General features: G+C 41.9%; 19 protein-coding genes. 9 read left to right on the forward strand and 10 right to left on the reverse strand.

The features are described 5' to 3' along the window. Positions 1–49: 49 nt before the first annotated feature. Both ACXAEA_RS11890 and ACXAEA_RS11895 read right to left on the reverse strand, forming a co-directional pair. The gene (locus tag ACXAEA_RS11890; protein WP_475096091.1) at positions 50–769 is read right to left on the reverse strand and encodes a YebC/PmpR family DNA-binding transcriptional regulator; all 720 of its coding nucleotides are present in this window, start codon (positions 767–769) and stop codon (positions 50–52) included. Between the two features lie 452 nt (positions 770–1,221). Next, a complete protein-coding gene (locus ACXAEA_RS11895; protein WP_475096092.1) occupies positions 1,222–2,013 on the reverse strand; it encodes an alpha/beta fold hydrolase in 792 nt (263 codons plus the stop codon). Positions 2,014–2,196: 183 nt separating this feature from the next. On the opposite strand from ACXAEA_RS11895, the gene ACXAEA_RS11900 reads away from it, so the two are divergent. Next, positions 2,197–3,345, forward strand: a complete 1,149-nt coding sequence (locus ACXAEA_RS11900) for a glycoside hydrolase family 18 protein (RefSeq protein WP_475096093.1) — start codon at positions 2,197–2,199, stop codon at positions 3,343–3,345. A 152-nt stretch (positions 3,346–3,497) separates the two neighbouring features. Next, on the forward strand, positions 3,498–4,820 hold the full coding sequence (locus tag ACXAEA_RS11905; protein WP_475096094.1) for a hypothetical protein: 1,323 nt from the start codon (positions 3,498–3,500) through the stop codon (positions 4,818–4,820). A gap of 37 nt (positions 4,821–4,857) precedes the next feature. Here the strand turns inward: ACXAEA_RS11905 and ACXAEA_RS11910 are convergent, their stop codons facing one another. The 5 genes from ACXAEA_RS11910 to ACXAEA_RS11930 all read right to left on the reverse strand — a co-directional run bounded on the left by ACXAEA_RS11910 (position 4,858) and on the right by ACXAEA_RS11930 (position 9,131). Next, on the reverse strand, positions 4,858–5,127 hold the full coding sequence (locus ACXAEA_RS11910) for a hypothetical protein (protein WP_475096095.1): 270 nt from the start codon (positions 5,125–5,127) through the stop codon (positions 4,858–4,860). Between the two features lie 129 nt (positions 5,128–5,256). Continuing rightward, positions 5,257–5,526 carry a DUF1292 domain-containing protein gene (locus tag ACXAEA_RS11915; RefSeq protein ID WP_475096096.1) on the reverse strand — a complete coding sequence of 90 codons (270 nt, stop codon included), beginning with the start codon at positions 5,524–5,526 and terminating at the stop codon, positions 5,257–5,259. 72 nt (positions 5,527–5,598) lie between these two features. Further along, positions 5,599–6,513, reverse strand: coding sequence for a CBASS cGAMP-activated phospholipase (locus ACXAEA_RS11920; protein WP_475096097.1), 915 nt, complete (start codon positions 6,511–6,513; stop codon positions 5,599–5,601). A gap of 129 nt (positions 6,514–6,642) precedes the next feature. Further along, positions 6,643–8,103 carry an alanine/glycine:cation symporter family protein gene (locus tag ACXAEA_RS11925; protein WP_475096098.1) on the reverse strand — a complete coding sequence of 487 codons (1,461 nt, stop codon included), beginning with the start codon at positions 8,101–8,103 and terminating at the stop codon, positions 6,643–6,645. A gap of 149 nt (positions 8,104–8,252) precedes the next feature. Next, the gene (locus tag ACXAEA_RS11930) at positions 8,253–9,131 is read right to left on the reverse strand and encodes a dimethylarginine dimethylaminohydrolase family protein (RefSeq protein ID WP_475096099.1); all 879 of its coding nucleotides are present in this window, start codon (positions 9,129–9,131) and stop codon (positions 8,253–8,255) included. Between the two features lie 213 nt (positions 9,132–9,344). Here ACXAEA_RS11930 and ACXAEA_RS11935 point away from each other — a divergent pair, with 213 nt between their 5' ends. The 7 genes from ACXAEA_RS11935 (at position 9,345) to ACXAEA_RS11965 (ending at position 14,593) form a co-directional block, all read left to right on the forward strand. After that, positions 9,345–9,485, forward strand: a complete 141-nt coding sequence (locus ACXAEA_RS11935) for a hypothetical protein (RefSeq protein WP_475096100.1) — start codon at positions 9,345–9,347, stop codon at positions 9,483–9,485. Positions 9,486–9,499: 14 nt separating this feature from the next. Beyond that, on the forward strand, positions 9,500–9,652 hold the full coding sequence (locus tag ACXAEA_RS11940) for a Fur-regulated basic protein FbpA (RefSeq protein ID WP_475096101.1): 153 nt from the start codon (positions 9,500–9,502) through the stop codon (positions 9,650–9,652). A gap of 87 nt (positions 9,653–9,739) precedes the next feature. Then, positions 9,740–10,063 carry a MerR family transcriptional regulator gene (locus ACXAEA_RS11945; RefSeq protein ID WP_475096102.1) on the forward strand — a complete coding sequence of 108 codons (324 nt, stop codon included), beginning with the start codon at positions 9,740–9,742 and terminating at the stop codon, positions 10,061–10,063. A gap of 240 nt (positions 10,064–10,303) precedes the next feature. Continuing rightward, positions 10,304–11,602, forward strand: coding sequence for an ammonium transporter (locus tag ACXAEA_RS11950; protein ID WP_475096103.1), 1,299 nt, complete (start codon positions 10,304–10,306; stop codon positions 11,600–11,602). A gap of 95 nt (positions 11,603–11,697) precedes the next feature. Next, positions 11,698–12,663 (forward strand): DUF294 nucleotidyltransferase-like domain-containing protein, encoded by a 966-nt coding sequence (locus tag ACXAEA_RS11955; protein WP_475096104.1) that lies wholly within the window; start codon positions 11,698–11,700, stop codon positions 12,661–12,663. Positions 12,664–12,667: 4 nt separating this feature from the next. Beyond that, a complete protein-coding gene (locus ACXAEA_RS11960) occupies positions 12,668–13,402 on the forward strand; it encodes an exonuclease domain-containing protein (protein ID WP_475096105.1) in 735 nt (244 codons plus the stop codon). Positions 13,403–13,576: 174 nt separating this feature from the next. After that, complete coding sequence (locus ACXAEA_RS11965; protein WP_475096106.1) at positions 13,577–14,593, forward strand: LLM class flavin-dependent oxidoreductase; 1,017 nt, start codon at positions 13,577–13,579, stop codon at positions 14,591–14,593. A gap of 93 nt (positions 14,594–14,686) precedes the next feature. On the opposite strand, the gene hutG is transcribed toward ACXAEA_RS11965, so the two are convergent. The 3 genes from hutG to hutU form a co-directional block, all read right to left on the reverse strand. Next, a complete protein-coding gene (hutG, locus tag ACXAEA_RS11970; protein WP_475096107.1) occupies positions 14,687–15,628 on the reverse strand; it encodes a formimidoylglutamase in 942 nt (313 codons plus the stop codon). Then, positions 15,597–16,877, reverse strand: coding sequence for an imidazolonepropionase (hutI, locus tag ACXAEA_RS11975; protein WP_475096108.1), 1,281 nt, complete (start codon positions 16,875–16,877; stop codon positions 15,597–15,599). The genes hutG and hutI overlap by 32 nt, the downstream gene beginning before the upstream one ends. 92 nt (positions 16,878–16,969) lie before the next feature. Then, positions 16,970–18,631, reverse strand: coding sequence for a urocanate hydratase (gene hutU, locus ACXAEA_RS11980; protein ID WP_475096109.1), 1,662 nt, complete (start codon positions 18,629–18,631; stop codon positions 16,970–16,972). Positions 18,632–18,662 lie beyond the last annotated feature (31 nt).

The following is an 18,662-nucleotide window of genomic DNA, read 5'->3' on the forward strand; positions in this document are numbered from 1 at the left end:
CCGCAAATAAAAAGCAGCCTCGCTAAATAGCTAGAGGCTGCTTCATCATTTATTCTCCTAAATCAACATTATGGTAAACCTGCTGGACGTCTTCCAAATCCTCCAGAGCATCCACTAGTTTCTCAAACTGCGCTTGTGCTTCCGGATCAAGTTTAATGTCATTCTGGGCAAGCATGGTCAGTTCAGCAACGGCAAAATCTGTGATTCCCGCATTTTTGAACGCCTCCTGAATGGCGTGGAACTGGTCCGGCTCTCCGTATACGATTACTGCATCATCTTCCTCAATGATATCACGGGCATCCACGTCAGCCTCCATCAAAATCTCTAAAGCTTCTTCAGCATTTTTCCCTTCAAATCCAATGACAGCAGTTGCATCGAACATGTAAGAAACCGATCCGCTCACACCCATGTTTCCGCCATTCTTGCCAAAAGCAGCACGTACATTGGAAGCTGTGCGATTTACATTGTTTGTTAATGCGTCGACGATGATCATTGACCCGCTTGGACCAAATCCTTCATAACGAAGCTCATCGTAACTTTCTTCAGAACCGCCTTTAGCTTTGTCGATCGCGCGGTCAATAATGACTCTTGGTACATTATATGTCTTGGCTCTTTCCAGTACGAATTTCAGGGCCTGGTTGGAATCCGGATTGGGTTCACCCTGTCTTGCGGCAACATAAATTTCAAGTGCAAACTTTGAATAAACACGACTAGTATTGGCATCCTTGGAAGCTTTCTTCTCCTTGATGTTGTTCCATTTACGACCCATATATCCCACTCTCTTTCAACTTATATCAGTTAACTGCATCACAACTCAAAAAATTGAATTTGGATGCAGCCGTTCACAGATAATATTATACCTTAATTAGCGAATTTGTTAAGGGGGAACTACTTGATGAAATCCCATAGGAGACATCCCAATGAACTGAGTGATATTTGAACTTGTATAAAGACTATAATATCTTCATCGGACAATCTCGTGCTATTCCATATACAAATCGTCCATTAGAACTCCTCTAACGGACTTTCTCATGCTATTCCTTATGCAAATCGTCCATTAGTGCCCCTCTATCGGACATTCTCACACTGATTCTCTGAGAAATCGTCCATTAGAAATTCACTATATGACTTTCTCACGCATTAACACACAAAAATGTCCATTACAGCCCCAATTTCGAACAAAAATGCCTGCCCTAAAAGGGCAGGCAGAGGTAAATGAAGCTAGATCTTGGCCAAAAATTCTTTCATGATTTTTAATAGTTCGGCAGGCTGTTCATACATGCTCATATGCCCTGCTCCCTTAATGACATGCTGTTCTATATTTGGCCTTTTTACGGTAAATGTCTTCTCTTGCGGGATAATTTGATCCTGTTCCCCTGCCATCAAAATTACTGGCAAATCCGTTTCCTTTAGGACATGATTCCGGTCTGGTCTGTTTTTCATTGCCAATAATGCACTTACTAGGCCATCTGTTGAAGTCGAAAGACCGATTTTCACAGTTTGATCAATCTCATTTGCATTCTTTTCTGTGTTGCTTGGAGCGAAAAGCTTTTGGGAAAGTCCCTGAATAAATGATTCTGAGCCTTCTTTTTGAACTTTCTTGGCATTCGTTTCCCTGCCAGCTTTGGCTTCTTCAGAATCTGGGTTAGCCGTTGAATGTACTAATGAGAATCCATTTAAATACTCTGGAAAACGCTCTGCAAATGCGAGGGTGATATATCCTCCAAGCGAATGCCCGAACAATGTCACTTTTTCCAGTCCTAAGTGGTTAAGCAGTTGCTTAATTGTCTCAGCCATATCCTCAATTGAATAAATCTCCATTGCCATGCCGGATTCACCATGTCCTGGCAAATCCAGAGCGATTACACGATGGCTGCCAGCCAGCTCCGGAATGATTTTCTCCCAATATGACTTGCCCCCGGCAAAACCATGTACCAGTACAACCGGATTGCCTTTCCCTTCATCAAAATATGATATTTCTTGTGTTCCTGCCTTCATATTTTTAGCATCCATACTTAACGCTCCTATCCTAGGTTTATACTTACGTTATTCCCTTAATTGCCCATAATACACTTCAAATGCCATCCTAGCTGATAAAGCATCTATGGCCATTCAGATAGGCTGATATTACCACACCTATTAGCGGGCTTTCTTTGATACAATTTTGATGTCGAATAATCTCAGGAGGAATTCGTTATGAAAAAAAAATCTCTGCTTTTGTTGGTAGTCGCCCTTACCTTTATCGGCGGTTTTATATCAGGTACCATATACTCGGATACAGAAAGAACAAATAAACTCTTTAACAGCTCCAAAGCATCCCGTTCGGCCAAAAACCCTTCATCTAAACCAGAACCTAAACTGAAAGAGCAAGAATCAAAAGTGTTGATCGGCTATGTACAGGATTACAGGAACCCTGAAGAGATTGACTACAAAAGCTTTACCCATATCATCTTTTCTTTTGCCCATCCTACAGCAGATGGCGATTTGCTTTTGAATGGCGACATGGCTGTAAAAAACCTTCGTGCCATCGTTACGAAAGCCCGAGAGCAAGATACAAAAGTAATGCTTGCGATTGGCGGATGGTTCCATATAAATGGCGGTGAATCCTATGATTATTTTAAATCAGCTATTTCGAACCCCGTATCGAGAAAAAAACTAGTTAACGAGCTAGTTAGTTTGGCAGAAAAAGAGAACCTTGATGGAATCGATATCGATTTTGAACACCCTCGATCAACTTCCGATGCTCAATCTTTAGCTGCTTTTGCCAAAGAATTAGGTACAAAACTCAAGCCCCAGGGCAAGGAATTATCCATAGCTGTTAACGCAAAGGTGCATAGTGTAACAGGGGCAGAAATCCATTCTGTCGTCTTCGAGCCAACGATGTTTCATTACTTTGACCATGTAAACCTTATGGCTTATGACGGCCAATGGGACGGTGAATACAATGCTGCAAATTTATCGCCTTATTCTTATTCTGCCAATATCGTATACTATTGGACTGGTCTCTTTGACCAGCATGGAGTTTCAAGGGACAAACTCGTTCTTGGGGTGCCTTTATATGCCCAGCCTGAGGACCCGTCGATCAGACAGGTTTCCTACCAAGCACTTATCGATAACAATCCCGCAAATGCCGATAAGGAAAAGGTCACCATGAACGGGACAACATACCATTACAATAGCCATGAAACCTTGAAGAAGAAGACAGAACTTGCAGTAGCTAATAACTTAGGCGGAATGATGCTATGGGAAGCAGGACTTGATGCAGCAGGCTCATACAGTGCATCAACCATGATTGCAAAAAAACTTGAAAGCAAAGAAGACACACGTTACTATACGAGAAAATAATGATATGAAGCCTCTTAATATGTATGGAGGCTTCTTTTTTATACCTAACCTCAACTTTAAGTGCCAGGGGTAATTGTTTATGAAAAATTACCCATTTCCACCATGAGTTAGTGATATTATTAAATTATCATGAATCTATGGAGGATGTGTGAATGCGAACATTCCTGATTTTAGTACTGGCTTTTTCCTTTATCCTAACCGGTTGCACAAGCCCCAAAAAAGAGGATTCAGCAGAAGCTGTTCCTGCTAGTGGCGACGTTGAAAAACAGACGCCCATCGAGTACCTGAAAGATTATCATCAAACGGTCGATATCACCAATCTTGAAGACTTTTCAGATTTGAGACTACTGAATGAAGATATTAAATCACACAAAGTCTTTTTTACCGGGGAGTTTCATTCGGTTGAACTTAACTTTCCAACACAAACGAAACTACTGTTCTATTTGAACCAAAGTGCAGATGTAAATTATTATTTGGCTGAACTGCCTTTTGCCATGGGTGAGTTTATTAATCTATACCTTGATTCCGGTGACGAACAGATACTTGAATACCTTGCAACCGAATCGAAAAATACCCATGGAGAAGCATCAGGCTATTTTCAGTTGTATAGGGATGTTTATCAATATAATCAGAATCAGCCGGCAGATCGCCGTATCAAGTTTCTCGCGATTGATGGAGATACGAACCCGAATTTAGCTTTGAGTTATTTGAAGGAATTGGCAAGCACGAAAGCGATACCAGAAGAAATTTCTCAGCACTTCGATTCAATCCAGAATCAAATCCACCCAGAATTACCGAGACAGGAACAGTCGACTCCTGCATTAAAAGCGTACATAAAGTCCTGGCTTGATGAAGTGAAAGTAAATGAAGAACTGCATAAAAAAACCTTTGGCACTGATTTTGACAAGTTTCTATTTACATTAATCAGCCTTGAGAACGGACTGAAAGAAATCGATGCAAATAATAAAAACTATGGAGATTTTAATGTGGTACGGGAAGGCGTCGTAAAAGATGCCTTCACTTATTGGATTGACCGGCTGTCCGAAGATGCTAAATTCTTTGGAGAATGGGGCAGAGCCCATATTCTGTTATCCGAGGAAAAATCAATTGTACTCAGTGGGTCCTATTCAGAGCAAGTCCCTACGCTTGCTCAGTATATGAATGAAGATGTCCCACAGACAAAAGGGAAAGTACTGTCAATAGCATACATGTATGAAAATTCTTATTTAAACCCTTTTAGGAAGACCGAGGGTAATTCAGTCTCCTTCATGGAGGAATTTACCCATTTAAACATGCTCACACCGTATGCTAAAAATGATGTCACATTATTTAAATTGAATGGCAAAAATTCACCTTTTGAATTACCTAACATTTTTGTACCGCAACCGACCGTAAATGGAACATTGAATTATTTTCAATACGTTATTTTAATCAGGAATTCTAAAGCTTCGACATCATATTTTGACGTAAATTAACCCAGATATTCCCCTGGGTTTCTTTTTTTATAGAATACTATGATCCGATTTCTTCAAACTCTTTTATTTTTTCGAGACGTTCTACCAGCACCATGCATTTCCGGTCACCTATTTCATAGATATACATTTTATGGCCGTTTTCTTTAAGGAGCTTCTTGAATTGGATCTCACCATGTATGTCATATCCATTTGCTAAATCCGAAATCTTCTTCATGATTTGTTCCCTGCTTGGTTCATTAGTTGATGCTATTTTAATAGGAATAGGTATTCCTTTAATTTTAAAGGTTACTAATATGACGCTATCCAATTGTATCAACTCCTTTAAAAACCATTTCGACAAAAAGCAGCCATTTTCCTCTTTTCCGTACGTTTTCCATCATGATTATGTCAGTAACCAAAAAAAGAAAGAGAGGATTGACCTCTCTCACGAAGGAAACTAATCATTTTCAGTCATCATTTCATCAAAAGCAGCAGAAACTTTTTCGAACTCCTCATCTGAATCAATAGCAGCGAAATCTCCATCCTCGTCTACCTTCAGGAAAAACAAATCAATCTCTTCATCCGTTTCTTCCTGAAGATCCTCCACAAAACTAACGGCAGCATAATCTATACCTTCGATTGTGACAGTCCCAATGACCTCCACTTCATGTTCTACATCATCTTCGTCACTAATTGTAAAAACTTCGCCTACTTCAATCTTGTCCATTATGATTCCCCTCTCGTATTATTGAAAATAATATTTCATACTTATTTCTTCCCAATTCATTAAACAAAATAACTATTGGTCTTGAAAAAAAGCTGCTATTCGCTCTTTGTTTTCATTATACACCTGACTTCCCAATTCTTCTAACTCTGTCATGAACGTAAGATCATCAAAAGGAATTTCCTCTGTCAGTTCTTTATTGAGACGAAAATAATATTCTCCTAACAAAAGACGGCAATGATAGGATACCGATTCAGATGACAAATCCATTGCAAGGTCTAGCAGCTTGGGAGTTATCTTTAACGAAGGAAACTGGAATGGCAGCCAATGGCGGATTCCCCAATCCCTTTCTTGATCGATTGAAAAATCGATCTTTTGCTGACCCGTTCCAATAGAAAAAATTTTAATATCAGCAAGATTTGTTTTAAAATGGTGCAACGCTTCTGTCACACACACTAAAGAGGGATTATTTGCCCAGAGTCCACCATCAATTGATAAAAATTTATTGTTCACGTTATTGGGTGGAAAATAAATCGGTGCTGAACAGGAGGACAATACTGCATCCCATAATTTTATCGAAAGGTCACTACCATCGCTAAATCCGAAATCTGAACGGTGAACATATGGTTTCCCATGAGTAATGTCGACAGCTGGAATCAAAAGAGGCTTTTGGATATCTCCAAGAGAAATGTCCCTGAATGCTCTTTTCAACAGTCTTCGCAAATAACGGTCACTGTACACACTTTTAAACAGCCCAACCTTTGCTTTTCTTTCAAAGATCTTTTCCCCGTAGTTCCGGTAACTGTCCAATACTCGATCCATCGGTGTCTTCAGGGCTGCAGAAGCAGCAATGATTGACCCAGTGCTTGTCCCGGCAATGACATCAAATAACTCGCCAACAGGTTTGTTATATTCCTCCTCAATAGCTGTTAAAATTGAAATTGGGAAAACACCTCTTATTCCACCGCCGTCAATGCACAACATCTTCATTAGAATCCCCCGATTTCAAGCAAGTATTTTTTATTCTTCCCAAACCACTGGATCAATATTATCAAACGTAATTTTTTGATTGCACTAAAAAAAGAGCCGACCATATGGTCAACTCTTCTTTGGAAATTTTTAAGAGACTTTTTCCTTTTCGTGATTGAAGGAATACTCTTCTTCCCAGTACTCAGCATTCTTGATACCAAGTTTCTTGGAATTGAATACCGGATCAAGTCCTTGTTTTTTCTGTTCCTCGTAGTCCTTAAGTGCTATTAATGCAGGTTTGGCCAGAAGGACTATCGCAATCAAGTTCAGCCATACCATCAGTCCTAAGCCTGCATCCCCAAGTGCCCATGCTAGAGCCGCTTCTTTTACTGCTCCATAGAATGTAGCAGCTAAGATAACAACCTTCAGGATGAACATTGGGACTTTCCCATCTTTACCTCTTAAAAGATAAGCTATGTTCGTTTCTGCCATATAGTAATAAGCCATGATGGTTGTGAAAGCGAAGAAGAATAATGCTACAGCGACAAATCCTGCGCCGAATCCCGGAATTACAGAGTCTACAGCAGCCTGAGTATAACCTGGTCCTGCTTGAACACCTTTCAGGTTTTCAACGATAAATCCCCCGTCTGCTCCAACTGTATTGAACATGCCTGTGAACAGGATCATGAATGCAGTTGCGGAACAAACAAATAAAGTATCGATATAAACAGAGAATGCCTGAACAAGACCTTGTTTCGCAGGATGGGAAACTTCAGCTGCAGCTGCAGCGTGCGGTCCAGTTCCCTGACCAGCTTCATTGGAATAAATCCCGCGCTTTACGCCCCAAGCAATCGCACTTCCTAGAATTCCGCCAAACATTGAGTCAGCGCCAAATGCACTTTTGAAAATTAATGCAAAGACAGCTGGAACTTCAGAGATATTCATTCCAATGATAACAAGAGAAACTAAGATATATCCCACTGCCATAAAAGGAACAGTATACTGGGCAACAGTTGCAATCCTTTTGACACCGCCAAAAATAATTAATCCTAAAAGTGCGATAATGATTAAACCTGTTATAGATTTGCTAACACCGAATGCATTTTCAACCCCTAGTGCAATGGAGTTAGATTGAATGCCAGGCATCAATAGGGCCATTGCCAGAAGAGCTGCTACTGCAAAAGTAATTGCAAACCATCTGATTCCGAGTCCCTTTTCAATGTAATACGCCGGACCGCCTCGATAAATACCATCTTGCTTAACCTTATAGATTTGCGCAAGTGTGGATTCAACGAATGCACTGCCCGCGCCGATGAAGGCGATTGCCCACATCCAGAATACGGCTCCTGGTCCACCCATTGCGATTGCAGTGGCAGTACCTGCAATATTACCTGTTCCAACGCGGCCAGAAAGAGCAATAGATAAGGCCTGGAATGATGACACACCCGCATCAGAACTTCTTCCCTGGAACATAAGCATGACCATGTCCTTAATGTGACGAACCTGCAAAAATCTCGTTAGGATCGAGAAGAGTAATCCGATACCAAGGATGATATAAATGACCGGTGTACTCCACAAGATCCCATTTAAAGAGTTAACAAAATCTTCCAAGTGAATCCCCCTTTGCTAATTTGATTTCTTTCTATTTTGAATTATAAGATAATTTTTTATGAAGGACAATCAAAATGTGATATTTAACAGAAAACTATTTTGATGTCTGTATAAAAACACCCTTTTACCAGGTAAAAGGGTGTCAAGGTTTATGAATGTTTTTTACTTATCTTACTTTCTCTCATGATCGGCAAAGTACAGCAGCGAAATGAACCGCCAGACTTAATGATTTCCGTGATATCCACTTCTATTACTTCAAATCCCTTGCTTCTTAATTGCTCATTGACTGCCTTGTTGACTGGCAGACTCAGGATCCTTTTGTTCCCTATTCCCAAAACGTTCGTTCCAAGCGTAAATTGCTCCTCTTCGGAAACATCAATCAACTCATAACGTGATGCGAATAGTTCTATATCCACTTCAGTCAGAGCTGGCCGATAAATCAGTGCTGTCTCAGGAGATACTACATTGAAGACACAATCAAGGTGGAGATATTCGGCTTTAAACGGAATTGCTTTTACACTAAATTGCGGCAGCAATCCTTGTAAATGATCAACCGCATTTTGATTAGTGCGGTTGCTTAGGCCTACATATATTATATCCTGGTCAATAATGACATCCCCGCCTTCAATCTGGTCACCGAGAAGATTATAATAGGATATTTCTTCATCCTCCAGCCATAGCTTTAACACATCCTCTTCTCCTTTTCTCACTTCACTTGCCATTTCTGCTACAAAAATCGTTTGGCCAAGGGTGAATCCGATATCCCTTGTAAAAACTTGTTCCGGGTATTTTTTATGGTAAGGAAGGAGGATAACCTCAACCCCATATTTCCTAAGTGTACCTACGAATTCATTATGCTGGTCTAAAGCCATTTCAATATGTATGCCTTCTTCTTTAAAATGCTTTTGTGTCTCATTAATCACTTCACGTATTGTCATATACTGAGGCTGACATAAGATGACTTTCTTAAGCACATCGTATTCATTCATGACATTCCCTCTATTATCAGCCAGGTTATTCGGTTCCATTTCCATTCCTCCTTTGGACGAATCATTTTAGATTTCCCTTTTTTCCTTCAATCATAAGGATTTTTTTAAAAAATCAGTTAGGATTTCTTACACGTTTACAGACCTTGATTAAAATTTCCATTACGATAATGAAAATAATCATCTAATTTGTAACCATTTAACATAGCAGGTATCACCATATAAAAATTTATCAAAGGGAAATGAGGAAACTGGATGGACAATGAAAACAAAATGAACTTAGCGCATTTAATTGTCTTGATTGACGTTTTCAGGGATGAATTATACGAGGAGCTTCTAAAAATGCATGGCAGCAAAGCTCATGAACTATTACGCAGGCTTCAAAATGAACTGTAAAGGAGGAAAATGCAATGTCCTTACATTTACGCACAGCGATTGAAAAACTGAAAGAGCATTATATAAATTATATACTCAATTCAGGACTAACCACTGAAACGGAAGAAGAGTTAAAGAAATTAACAATTACTGAATTAAAAAACCTCAGTAACTACCAAAATAATTGAATATTAAAATAATCTTTGCCAGAACAGGTTTCATGTGAGAAAATATAACATACATTAATATTACCTCTTCAAAGTGTGGTGGTTGGCTTGGCAAACGAATCTTCCTATAAAGAAAAGAAAGTCATTACGATTGGAATCGTAAAGGAATTGACCGGACTTTCAGAAAGACAAATACGTTATTATGAAGAACGGAAATTAATCTTCCCGGAAAGGACAGCAGGAGGCAGCAGGAGATATTCTTTTGCGGACGTCGAGCAATTAGTCGAAATTGCAAACAAGATCGAAGACGGTGTCCAAACGTATGAAATACGCCAGGAGATGATCCGGGAAAAGAAGCGAAACGAAGAAGAAGCGCACAAGAAAATGATTCAAGGACAGCTCAACGCAAGATTTGGCATAAGAAAATACTAAAGAACAAAAGACTCATGCGCCTTGGCCAGCCCCGTTAAGTGCTGGATTAGAATTAAGATTACTAAATGTGGTTATCCACAACAAAACTATATTATTTCCTATACAACCATGAAACCTTCAACCTTGAAGGTTTTTCTTTTTAACCAAAAACAGTGTAAGGTTTTCTAACATATTTGTAGATACCCCTTAAAATTCATGCGAGAATACAAACTACATTCACAATTAGAAAGGGGAATCACTATGGATACGATATTTTTGATGAACAGCCTTTGGGTGATGATTTCAGCAGTATTAGTTATTTTGATGATCGGAGGGTTCATTCTCCTCGAAACAGGATCGACAAGAATGAAGAACGCAGGCCACATCGCCGGGAAAACGATTTTAACTTTTGGAATCTCCTCCCTCGTATTCTGGGCAGTCGGATATGGACTGATATTCGGGGAAGGCAACTCCATTCTAGGATTCTCAGACTTTTTTTACTCGGGATATGATGTGGAAGGATTATCGCTTTCCGGTTCGGTATTCTTTTTATTCCAGCTGGCCTTTGCTGGCATTTCATTGACGATTGCTTTTGGAGGTTTTGCTGAAAGGGCAAAGTTATCTGTTTATCTTGTTTTTGCACTCTTATTCTCAATTTTTGTTTATCCATTTATCGCTCATTGGATTTGGGGAGGCGGCTGGCTCGCCGAGCATGGCAAGCAGGATTTCGCAGGTTCCACGGTAGTTCACCTGACAGGAGCAATGGCTGCCCTGGCAGCAACAATCCTGTTAAAGCCCCGGATTGGAAAATACAATAAAGATGGCTCAGCAAATAATATCGAAGGCCATAATCAGGTATTCACTGCATTAAGTGTGTTGTTGTTATGGGTCGGCTGGTTCGGTTTCAACGCTGGAAGCACAGTTTCTGTAGACGGCGCGTTCTTTGGGTTTGTAGCTTTAAATACAAATCTCGCCGCAGCTGCCGGCACGCTTGCAGCAATGCTAATTTCCTGGATTGTTGTTGGCAAGGCAGATGTGCCAATGATGCTGAACGGTGCTCTTGCAGGACTTGTTGCAATCACTGCCTCCTGTGCTTTTGTCGACACATGGGCTGCAGTTGTCATTGGCCTGGTTGCCGGGATTCTCGTTTTTTATAGCATTCGCTTCTTTGAAAACCGCAAGATTGACGATCCGATCTTTGCACTGTCAGTACACGGAACGGCTGGTGTCTGGGGTACATTATCAACTGGTTTCTTCGCTACTCCAGAGCTGGCAGCAGTTGGGAAACCAGGATTGTTCTATGGTGGAGGATTTGAACAATTAGGGGTCCAGGCACTGGGGGTTCTCGTATGCGGTGCCTTTGCATTTTTTGTATCTTACCTCCTGTTATCGCTCATGAAGGTATCCATGAAGGGTTTGCGTGTCACGGAAGAAGAAGAAATTATCGGTCTTGACCTAAGTGAACATGGCAGCTATGGGTATCCCGAATTGGTCAAAAATGAAGCTCATGCTAACGAAACAATTAATACGAGTCATGCTCAAATAAACTCTGTAAATTAACTCGATACGTTTTTTAGGAATCTATCTTTAGCGGCGGCACCAACTATTTGGGGTCACCGCGTTTTGGTTTTTCACAGGAAGGAGGAAATTAAAGCATGAACGATTATTATGCAGAAATAGCCAAATTACGCCTGCTTAAGATAAACGATTATTCCTACAGCAATGGATCATTGAATCATTTTCATGATTTAATTTATCAGCAGGTAATCACTGCTTCATTAAAAAATCTATCTGATAGACGCGGTGTCCCCCCTACCTCTTTCATGTTCTTTGTCATGGGCAGTGCCGGGCGGAGAGAACAATCAATTTGGAGTGACCAGGATCATGGACTGGTTTTTTTAGATGATTCAATGGAAGCGCAGGAGTATTTTCTGGAACTAGGGATTGAAATTTCCATCGGGTTGGAACAGGCCGGCTATAAGCGATGCAATGGATCAGTCATGGCAAGCAATCCCCTATGGTGCAAATCCCTGCCTCGATGGCAGCAGCAGCTTGATTCATGGATTAGTGAATCGTCATGGGAATCAATCCGCCACTTGCTCATTTTTGCCGATGGACGCTCTTTATATGGAGATTCAAGTATGATATCCGCATTGAAGGAGAAATCATTTGCAGCAGCCAAAAAAGGAAACTTACTTTACAGGATGCTTCAAAATACCATGCACATAAAAAAAGGCGTAGGGCTCCTTGGCCAGCTGCTCGTCGAAACTCATGGCACTTTTTCAGGATCGATCAATTTAAAGGAAACGGCTTTTTTGCCCTTTGTTAACGCTGCAAGGCTGCTTTCTCTAATAGAGGGAACTGAAGATACATCGACGATCTCAAGAATTACCTACCAATCCGGCTTAGGCCTATCTACTGAGGAAAAAGATTTTTACAGCAAGAAATTCTCAACCCTCCTTGATTTCCGGCTCGAACACAGCTGTCACCATAACTATGATGCTGGCCATTATGTTGACGGCAGCCAGCTTACAAAAAAAGAAAAGCAAGTTCTCAAAGAAATTCTTAAATCTGGTGAACTGTTTTATGAAAGTACCCAGAAAATAATCAAGAGGATGTGAGACGATGGGAATGAATGATATGGTCCGTTTTGTAAGACAAATGACTGGAAGAATAGGCTCCGGAATATATGCTGGAATGCAGCCGCAGTCCAATCCCCAGCAAATTTCGTTCTTAAGACAGCTGCAAAAAGAAATGAAACAAAAGAACAGCCTGGACTTCCCTTTAGAGGAATTGCATGTTACAGTTTTCGATTTGGAAACAACGGGCTTTAATCCTGATAAAGGTGATAAAATCATTTCGATCGGCGCTGTTAAAATGAAAGGCTCATCCATTCAAGAAGACGATGTATTCTATTCTTTAATAAATCCTGAAATCCCTTTGCCATCTGAAATTGCCATCCTGACAAAAATTACAGACGAGCAATTGAAGGATGCGCCAGAAGCCTCAGAAGTACTATTGGATTTTTACAAATTCATTGGAAGTTCTGTCCTGGTTGCCCATCACGCAAGGCATGAACAGGCATTCATGAGGAAAATATCCAGCGAACTACTGCGCATTAACTTTGAACACAGGGTCATTGATACATCGTTCTTAATCAGGTTATTTCAAACTGTGCCCCATCCTCTGTCACTTGATCAAATCTGCAATGAGTGCGGAATCGAAGTAAAAAACAGGCATCATGCATTGGATGATTCGATCATGACAGCTAAACTATGGGGATTTTATATTAAAAAGGCGCAGGAACATGGCTATAAAAACTTGCATGAAATATATGAGTACTTGTCCTTATTACGATAATTCGCCACGCTCCACTTCTCCTCCCATCTCCCCTTCAATATCCTGATTTCATGTATCTCAAATCATTTTATTTTGATTACCGAAAGATAATTGGTACTATTGATTTGAATCGTCACAGGGAATAGTAAAGGTATCGTTACTGGGCGTTCATATTTTTTTAAAAAGGAAGTTGAAATGATGACTAACGGTAAACGTTTGAATGATATTAAATATTCTGTTCTGGATTTGTCGCCAATCATACAGGGTGGCACAGCGGCCGATGCATTCAAAAATACTCTTGATCTCGCACAGCATGCCGAAAAATGGGGATATAACCGTTATTGGCTGGCAGAACATCATAATATGCCGGGAATCGCAAGTTCTGCAACGTCGCTTATAATAGGACATGTAGCAGCAGGGACATCCTCCATCCGCGTAGGTTCGGGAGGAATAATGCTCCCAAACCACGCACCGCTTGTCATTGCAGAACAATTCGGCACATTAGAATCTCTTTTCCCCGGCAGGATTGACCTTGGGCTTGGCCGCGCTCCTGGAACTGATCAAGTAACCGCATACGCTCTACGGCGTGAACGCCGGAGCGACGGGCAGGACTTCCCAGAGCAGTTGGATGAACTTCGTGCATATTTCAATCCTGAACTAGATTCCCAATACCGTAGTGTAAGGGCCATTCCTGGTGAAGGATTAAACATTCCAATCTGGCTTCTTGGTTCAAGCGGTTATAGCGCACAGCTTGCAGGGCAGCTCGGTTTGCCTTTTTCATTCGCAAGCCATTTCTCCCCCGAAAACACTTTTGGCGCACTGAAACTATATCGCAGCAGCTTCAGGCCTTCAGAAGTTTTACAGGAGCCTTATGCGATGGTTGGAGTCAATGTTATTGCTGCGGAAACTGATGAAGAAGCACAGTATCTTGCAACCTCCATGCAGCAGCAATTCCTGAACCTTTTCAGGAACAATCCTAGCCCTCTGCTGCCGCCAATCAACAATATGGACGATCAGCTAAGCGACTATGAAAAAATGCTTCTGGACAGCAGAATTGGCTCGTCAATAGTAGGAAGCCCACAAACAGTAAAAACGAAGCTGCAACAGTTCCTGGATGAGACCCAGGCAGACGAAATCATCATCAATGCGCAGATTTTCGATCACAACTCCAGGCTGAAATCCTTTGAAATAGTGTCTAATGTTTTTAACTAGCAGGAATTTAGCTAGTATGAAAAGCAATTAACTTAGTATAAAAAATAGCCTGCAGACTAAATAAAAAGTCTGCAGGCTATTTTTGTTTGATTTTTAATTATACATAAAACGAAGCATTGCGGCTGCTGCCAGTCTGCTCGTAATATCCCGGAAGTCTTTAGAAGGATCTATTTCAACAATATCCATTGCCCTAACTTTATCATGGGAAGCAGCTATGGATATGCTGGATAGTAATTCCCTGCTCGTGATTCCTCCTGGCCCAATCGCCGGACAACCTGGAGCAAAGGCTTGATCGACCACATCCATATCTACTGATAAATAGATGAAATCTACCAATTTCGATAATCTGTCCAGTTCCTTTTTCATGATTGGGACGATTCCGCTTGACTCTACATCCTCCATCGTATAAACAGAAATCCCTTTTTCTCTCGTATAATCATGATATTTCTTTGCATTTGCATAATCGCGAATACCAACTTGGACGAGATGCTCCCCTTTTAAAAAGTCGCCCTCTATAAGACTTCTGAAAGGGGTACCGTTCGTTCGTCCTCCATCCTCGAGGTTCCTGACATCATGGTGCGCGTCCCATTGGATTACTCCAATCTCACCAAAGCGCTCTTTGAAAGCGCGAATCGATGGATAGCTAACACCATGGTCTCCTCCTAGCATGATGTATCTTTCACAGGCGTTCTTGTCGAGCATCTCTGCCACACTTACATGAAGACGCTCGATGGAGGCTTCCATATCTGTAGGATGTGTCTGCACATCTCCAAAGTCAATGATCCTTACATCCTTGTAATCCGAATCCTTTTCTCCTGAGAAAGTAGAAAACCCGCTCAAGCATGCCCTGATTGTTCTCGGGGCATCAGACGCCTGTGACAATGATATGGATGTTTTGGAGAAAGGAAGACCGATCATTCCAAACTCCCCTTTTACTCCTTCTGAATATGGAGATAGGCACTCATTGACTTTCGTTACATGCTGGTCTTTGAAAACTGCCGGCTTACCTGGCTGAAGATAACTGAAATTCACCATAAGGAGTCCTTTCCCAAAGTTTTTTACCAGAATGATAGACACTTTGCGCGTGATTCACACCGAAGTGATAAGGAATATATTGATAGTTTGGAACATCCCAGATGACAAAATCAGCAGATTTGCCAACATCCAACGAACCCGCCTCTGAACTTTTCCCGATTGCATGAGCAGCATTAACAGTGACAGCATTCCAGATCTCTTCTGCAGACATTTTCAGCTTTAATGCAGCAAGCGACATAATCATCTGCAAGTTTTCCGTGACACAGCTTCCCGGATTGAAATCCGTTGCCAATGCCACTGCTGCACCATCATCAATCATCTTTCTCGCACGTGCAAAATGATCCTTCCCGAGGTAAAAAGTAGTACCTGGAAGCAATACCGCTACTGTTTCGCCTTCGCTGAGCATCTTGATTCCTTCATCGGAGGCCGCAACCAGATGGTCCGCACTTGCAGCCCCCAACTCCACTGCAAGCTCAGTGCCTCCAAGCGGATCAATTTCATCCGCATGGATTTTCAAGCCAAAACCAAGTTCCTTAGCCTTTTGCAAAAACTCTCTTGACTGACTTATTGTGAAAACACCCGTCTCACAAAAAATATCTACGAACTCAGCAAGATCTGATTGTTTAATCTCCTCAAACAACTGTGACATCTCTCCCAGGAACTGATCTTCCTTCCCCTTAAAAGCGGGGGGAACTGCGTGCGCACCAAGAAAAGTCGAGACGATTGCGATAGGATACTTTTCTTTCAGTTTCTTCACTACCCTGAGCTGTTTCAATTCTGTTTCTGCATCAAGTCCATAGCCGCTCTTGGCTTCCATCGTTGTCACACCATACGAAATCATTCTCTCTAGATGGAACGAAGCCTTTTCAAAAAGTTCATTTTCAGAAGCTTTTTTTGTTGAAGCAACTGTTGATAAAATACCGCCTCCCTGAGCCAGTATTTCCAAATAAGGAACACCCGCTTGCTTCAAGGAAAGCTCGTTCTCACGGGACCCTCCGAAAACTAAATGTGTATGGGGATCAACAAGGCCAGGGGAAACCACCTTCCCATTTGCATCAATGAGCTTAGATGCCTTAATTGAAGCTGCATCCGCATTGGAACCAAGCCAGGCAATCTTCCCTTCCATGATTGCCATCGCTGCGTCTTCCATTATTTTCAGTTCTTTCATTTCCTGACCCTTTAGGGGCTTATCAGTACTTTTTGGCAAAATCAGCTGGCCAATATTGTGTACAAGTAAATCGTATGTCAATTGTCTTCCACCCTTTCTTTCACAAGCTTCATGGGATTCTTTTCTGTTCTCCCATGCCCACAATGGAACAGTGTAAAGGATCCAATACGTTTTTAAGGCATCATCGGGATATCGACGCCTTTTTCCTTGGCTGTTTCAATTGCTTTTTCGTAGCCTGCGTCAACATGGCGGACGACACCCATTCCTGGATCTGTTGTCAGGACTCTTTGCAAGCGTTCTTCCGCAAGATCGGTACCGTCAGCGACTACGACCATACCAGCATGAAGCGAGTAACCCATCCCTACGCCGCCGCCATGGTGGACCGAAATCCATGACCCGCCGGCTGCGACATTGACTAATGCGTTCAGGATTGCCCAGTCGCCTACTGCATCGCTGCCATCCTTCATCGCTTCTGTTTCGCGGTTTGGAGAAGCAACAGACCCACTGTCCAAATGGTCGCGGCCAATGACGATTGGGGCTTTCAGTTCACCTTTTCGTACCAGTTCATTGATCGCAAGCCCCATCTTCACACGTTCCCCGTAGCCAAGCCAGCAAATTCTGGCAGGCAGACCCTGGAACTCTACTTTTTCCTGAGCCATGTCGATCCAGCGCTGCAACGGTTCATTTTCAGGGAATAATTCTTTAATAAGCTCATCAGTACGATGGATGTCTGCAGGATCACCAGAAAGGGCTGCCCAACGGAACGGTCCTTTGCCCTCGCAGAATAACGGACGAATATAGGCAGGTACGAAACCAGGGAAATCAAATGCATGCTCTTCCCCATGATCCTTGGCAACCTGGCGGATATTATTACCGTAATCAAAAGTGACTGCGCCTCTGCGCTGGAAATCGAGCATAGCTGCAACATGTTTCGCCATCGAGAATGAGGATTGTTTTACATATTCAGTTGGGTCTGCCTCGCGAAGTCTGTCTGCTTCTTCTAAAGTCAGACCTACAGGGATGTAACCATTCAATGGGTCATGAGCTGAAGTCTGGTCGGTAACGATATCAACTTTGAAATTTCTTTGGAGCAGCTCAAGATGGATTTCTGCAGCATTTCCGACCAGCCCGATAGAAAGTGCTTCACCTTTATGCTTTGCATCCTTTGCCCATTCAATCGCTTCATCAATAGAAGCAGTCATCCTGTCACAATAACGTGTGTCAATACGCTTTTGGATTCGCTCAGGATCGATTTCAACAGCGATACAGACACCTCCGTTCATTGTAACTGCCAGCGGCTGTGCTCCACCCATGCCGCCAAGACCAGCTGTCAGGGTGATTGTGTTCTTCAGCGAGCCGCCGAAGTGCTGCCGTGCAACCTCTGCAAATGTTTCATAAGTTCCTTGCAGGATCCCCTGTGAGCCAATATAGATCCAGCTTCCTGCTGTCATCTGGCCGTACATCATTAATCCTTTTTTGTCGAGCTCGTGGAAATGATCCCAATTCGCCCACTTTGGCACTAAAACGGAATTGGACAACAAAACGCGCGGAGCAGCTTTATGTGTCTTGAAAACTGCTACAGGTTTCCCGGATTGAACAAGCATTGTTTCATCATTTTCCAGCCTGCGCAGTGTATCAACGATTGCGTCAAAAGCTTCCCAGTTGCGTGCCGCTTTGCCGATACCGCCATAGACGACCAAATCCTCAGGCTTTTCTGCAACCTCTGGATCCAGATTGTTATACAGCATCCTTAATGCCGCTTCCTGCTCCCAGCCTTTGCACTCGAGTTCAAGACCCTTTTTAGCTCTAATATTTCTTTTCGCTTCGATTGCCATCTAATAACACTCCTTTGGATAGTAGTTTTAA

This window comes from Mesobacillus sp. ABV4_180, assembly GCF_056158485.1.

Bases quoted from the DNA above. Each gene is read 5' to 3' on its own strand.
- ACXAEA_RS11890 (WP_475096091.1), bottom strand. From the start codon at position 769: ATGGGTCGTAAATGGAACAACATCAAGGAGAAGAAAGCTTCCAAGGAT.
- ACXAEA_RS11895 (WP_475096092.1), bottom strand. From the start codon at position 2,013: ATGGATGCTAAAAATATGAAGGCAGGAACACAAGAAATATCATATTTT.
- ACXAEA_RS11900 (WP_475096093.1), top strand. From the start codon at position 2,197: ATGAAAAAAAAATCTCTGCTTTTGTTGGTAGTCGCCCTTACCTTTATC.
- ACXAEA_RS11905 (WP_475096094.1), top strand. From the start codon at position 3,498: ATGCGAACATTCCTGATTTTAGTACTGGCTTTTTCCTTTATCCTAACC.
- ACXAEA_RS11915 (WP_475096096.1), bottom strand. From the start codon at position 5,526: ATGGACAAGATTGAAGTAGGCGAAGTTTTTACAATTAGTGACGAAGAT.
- ACXAEA_RS11920 (WP_475096097.1), bottom strand. From the start codon at position 6,513: ATGAAGATGTTGTGCATTGACGGCGGTGGAATAAGAGGTGTTTTCCCA.
- ACXAEA_RS11930 (WP_475096099.1), bottom strand. From the start codon at position 9,131: ATGGAACCGAATAACCTGGCTGATAATAGAGGGAATGTCATGAATGAA.
- ACXAEA_RS11935 (WP_475096100.1), top strand. From the start codon at position 9,345: ATGGACAATGAAAACAAAATGAACTTAGCGCATTTAATTGTCTTGATT.
- ACXAEA_RS11940 (WP_475096101.1), top strand. From the start codon at position 9,500: ATGTCCTTACATTTACGCACAGCGATTGAAAAACTGAAAGAGCATTAT.
- ACXAEA_RS11950 (WP_475096103.1), top strand. From the start codon at position 10,304: ATGGATACGATATTTTTGATGAACAGCCTTTGGGTGATGATTTCAGCA.
- ACXAEA_RS11955 (WP_475096104.1), top strand. From the start codon at position 11,698: ATGAACGATTATTATGCAGAAATAGCCAAATTACGCCTGCTTAAGATA.
- ACXAEA_RS11960 (WP_475096105.1), top strand. From the start codon at position 12,668: ATGGGAATGAATGATATGGTCCGTTTTGTAAGACAAATGACTGGAAGA.
- ACXAEA_RS11965 (WP_475096106.1), top strand. From the start codon at position 13,577: ATGATGACTAACGGTAAACGTTTGAATGATATTAAATATTCTGTTCTG.
- hutG (WP_475096107.1), bottom strand. From the start codon at position 15,628: ATGGTGAATTTCAGTTATCTTCAGCCAGGTAAGCCGGCAGTTTTCAAA.
- hutU (WP_475096109.1), bottom strand. From the start codon at position 18,631: ATGGCAATCGAAGCGAAAAGAAATATTAGAGCTAAAAAGGGTCTTGAA.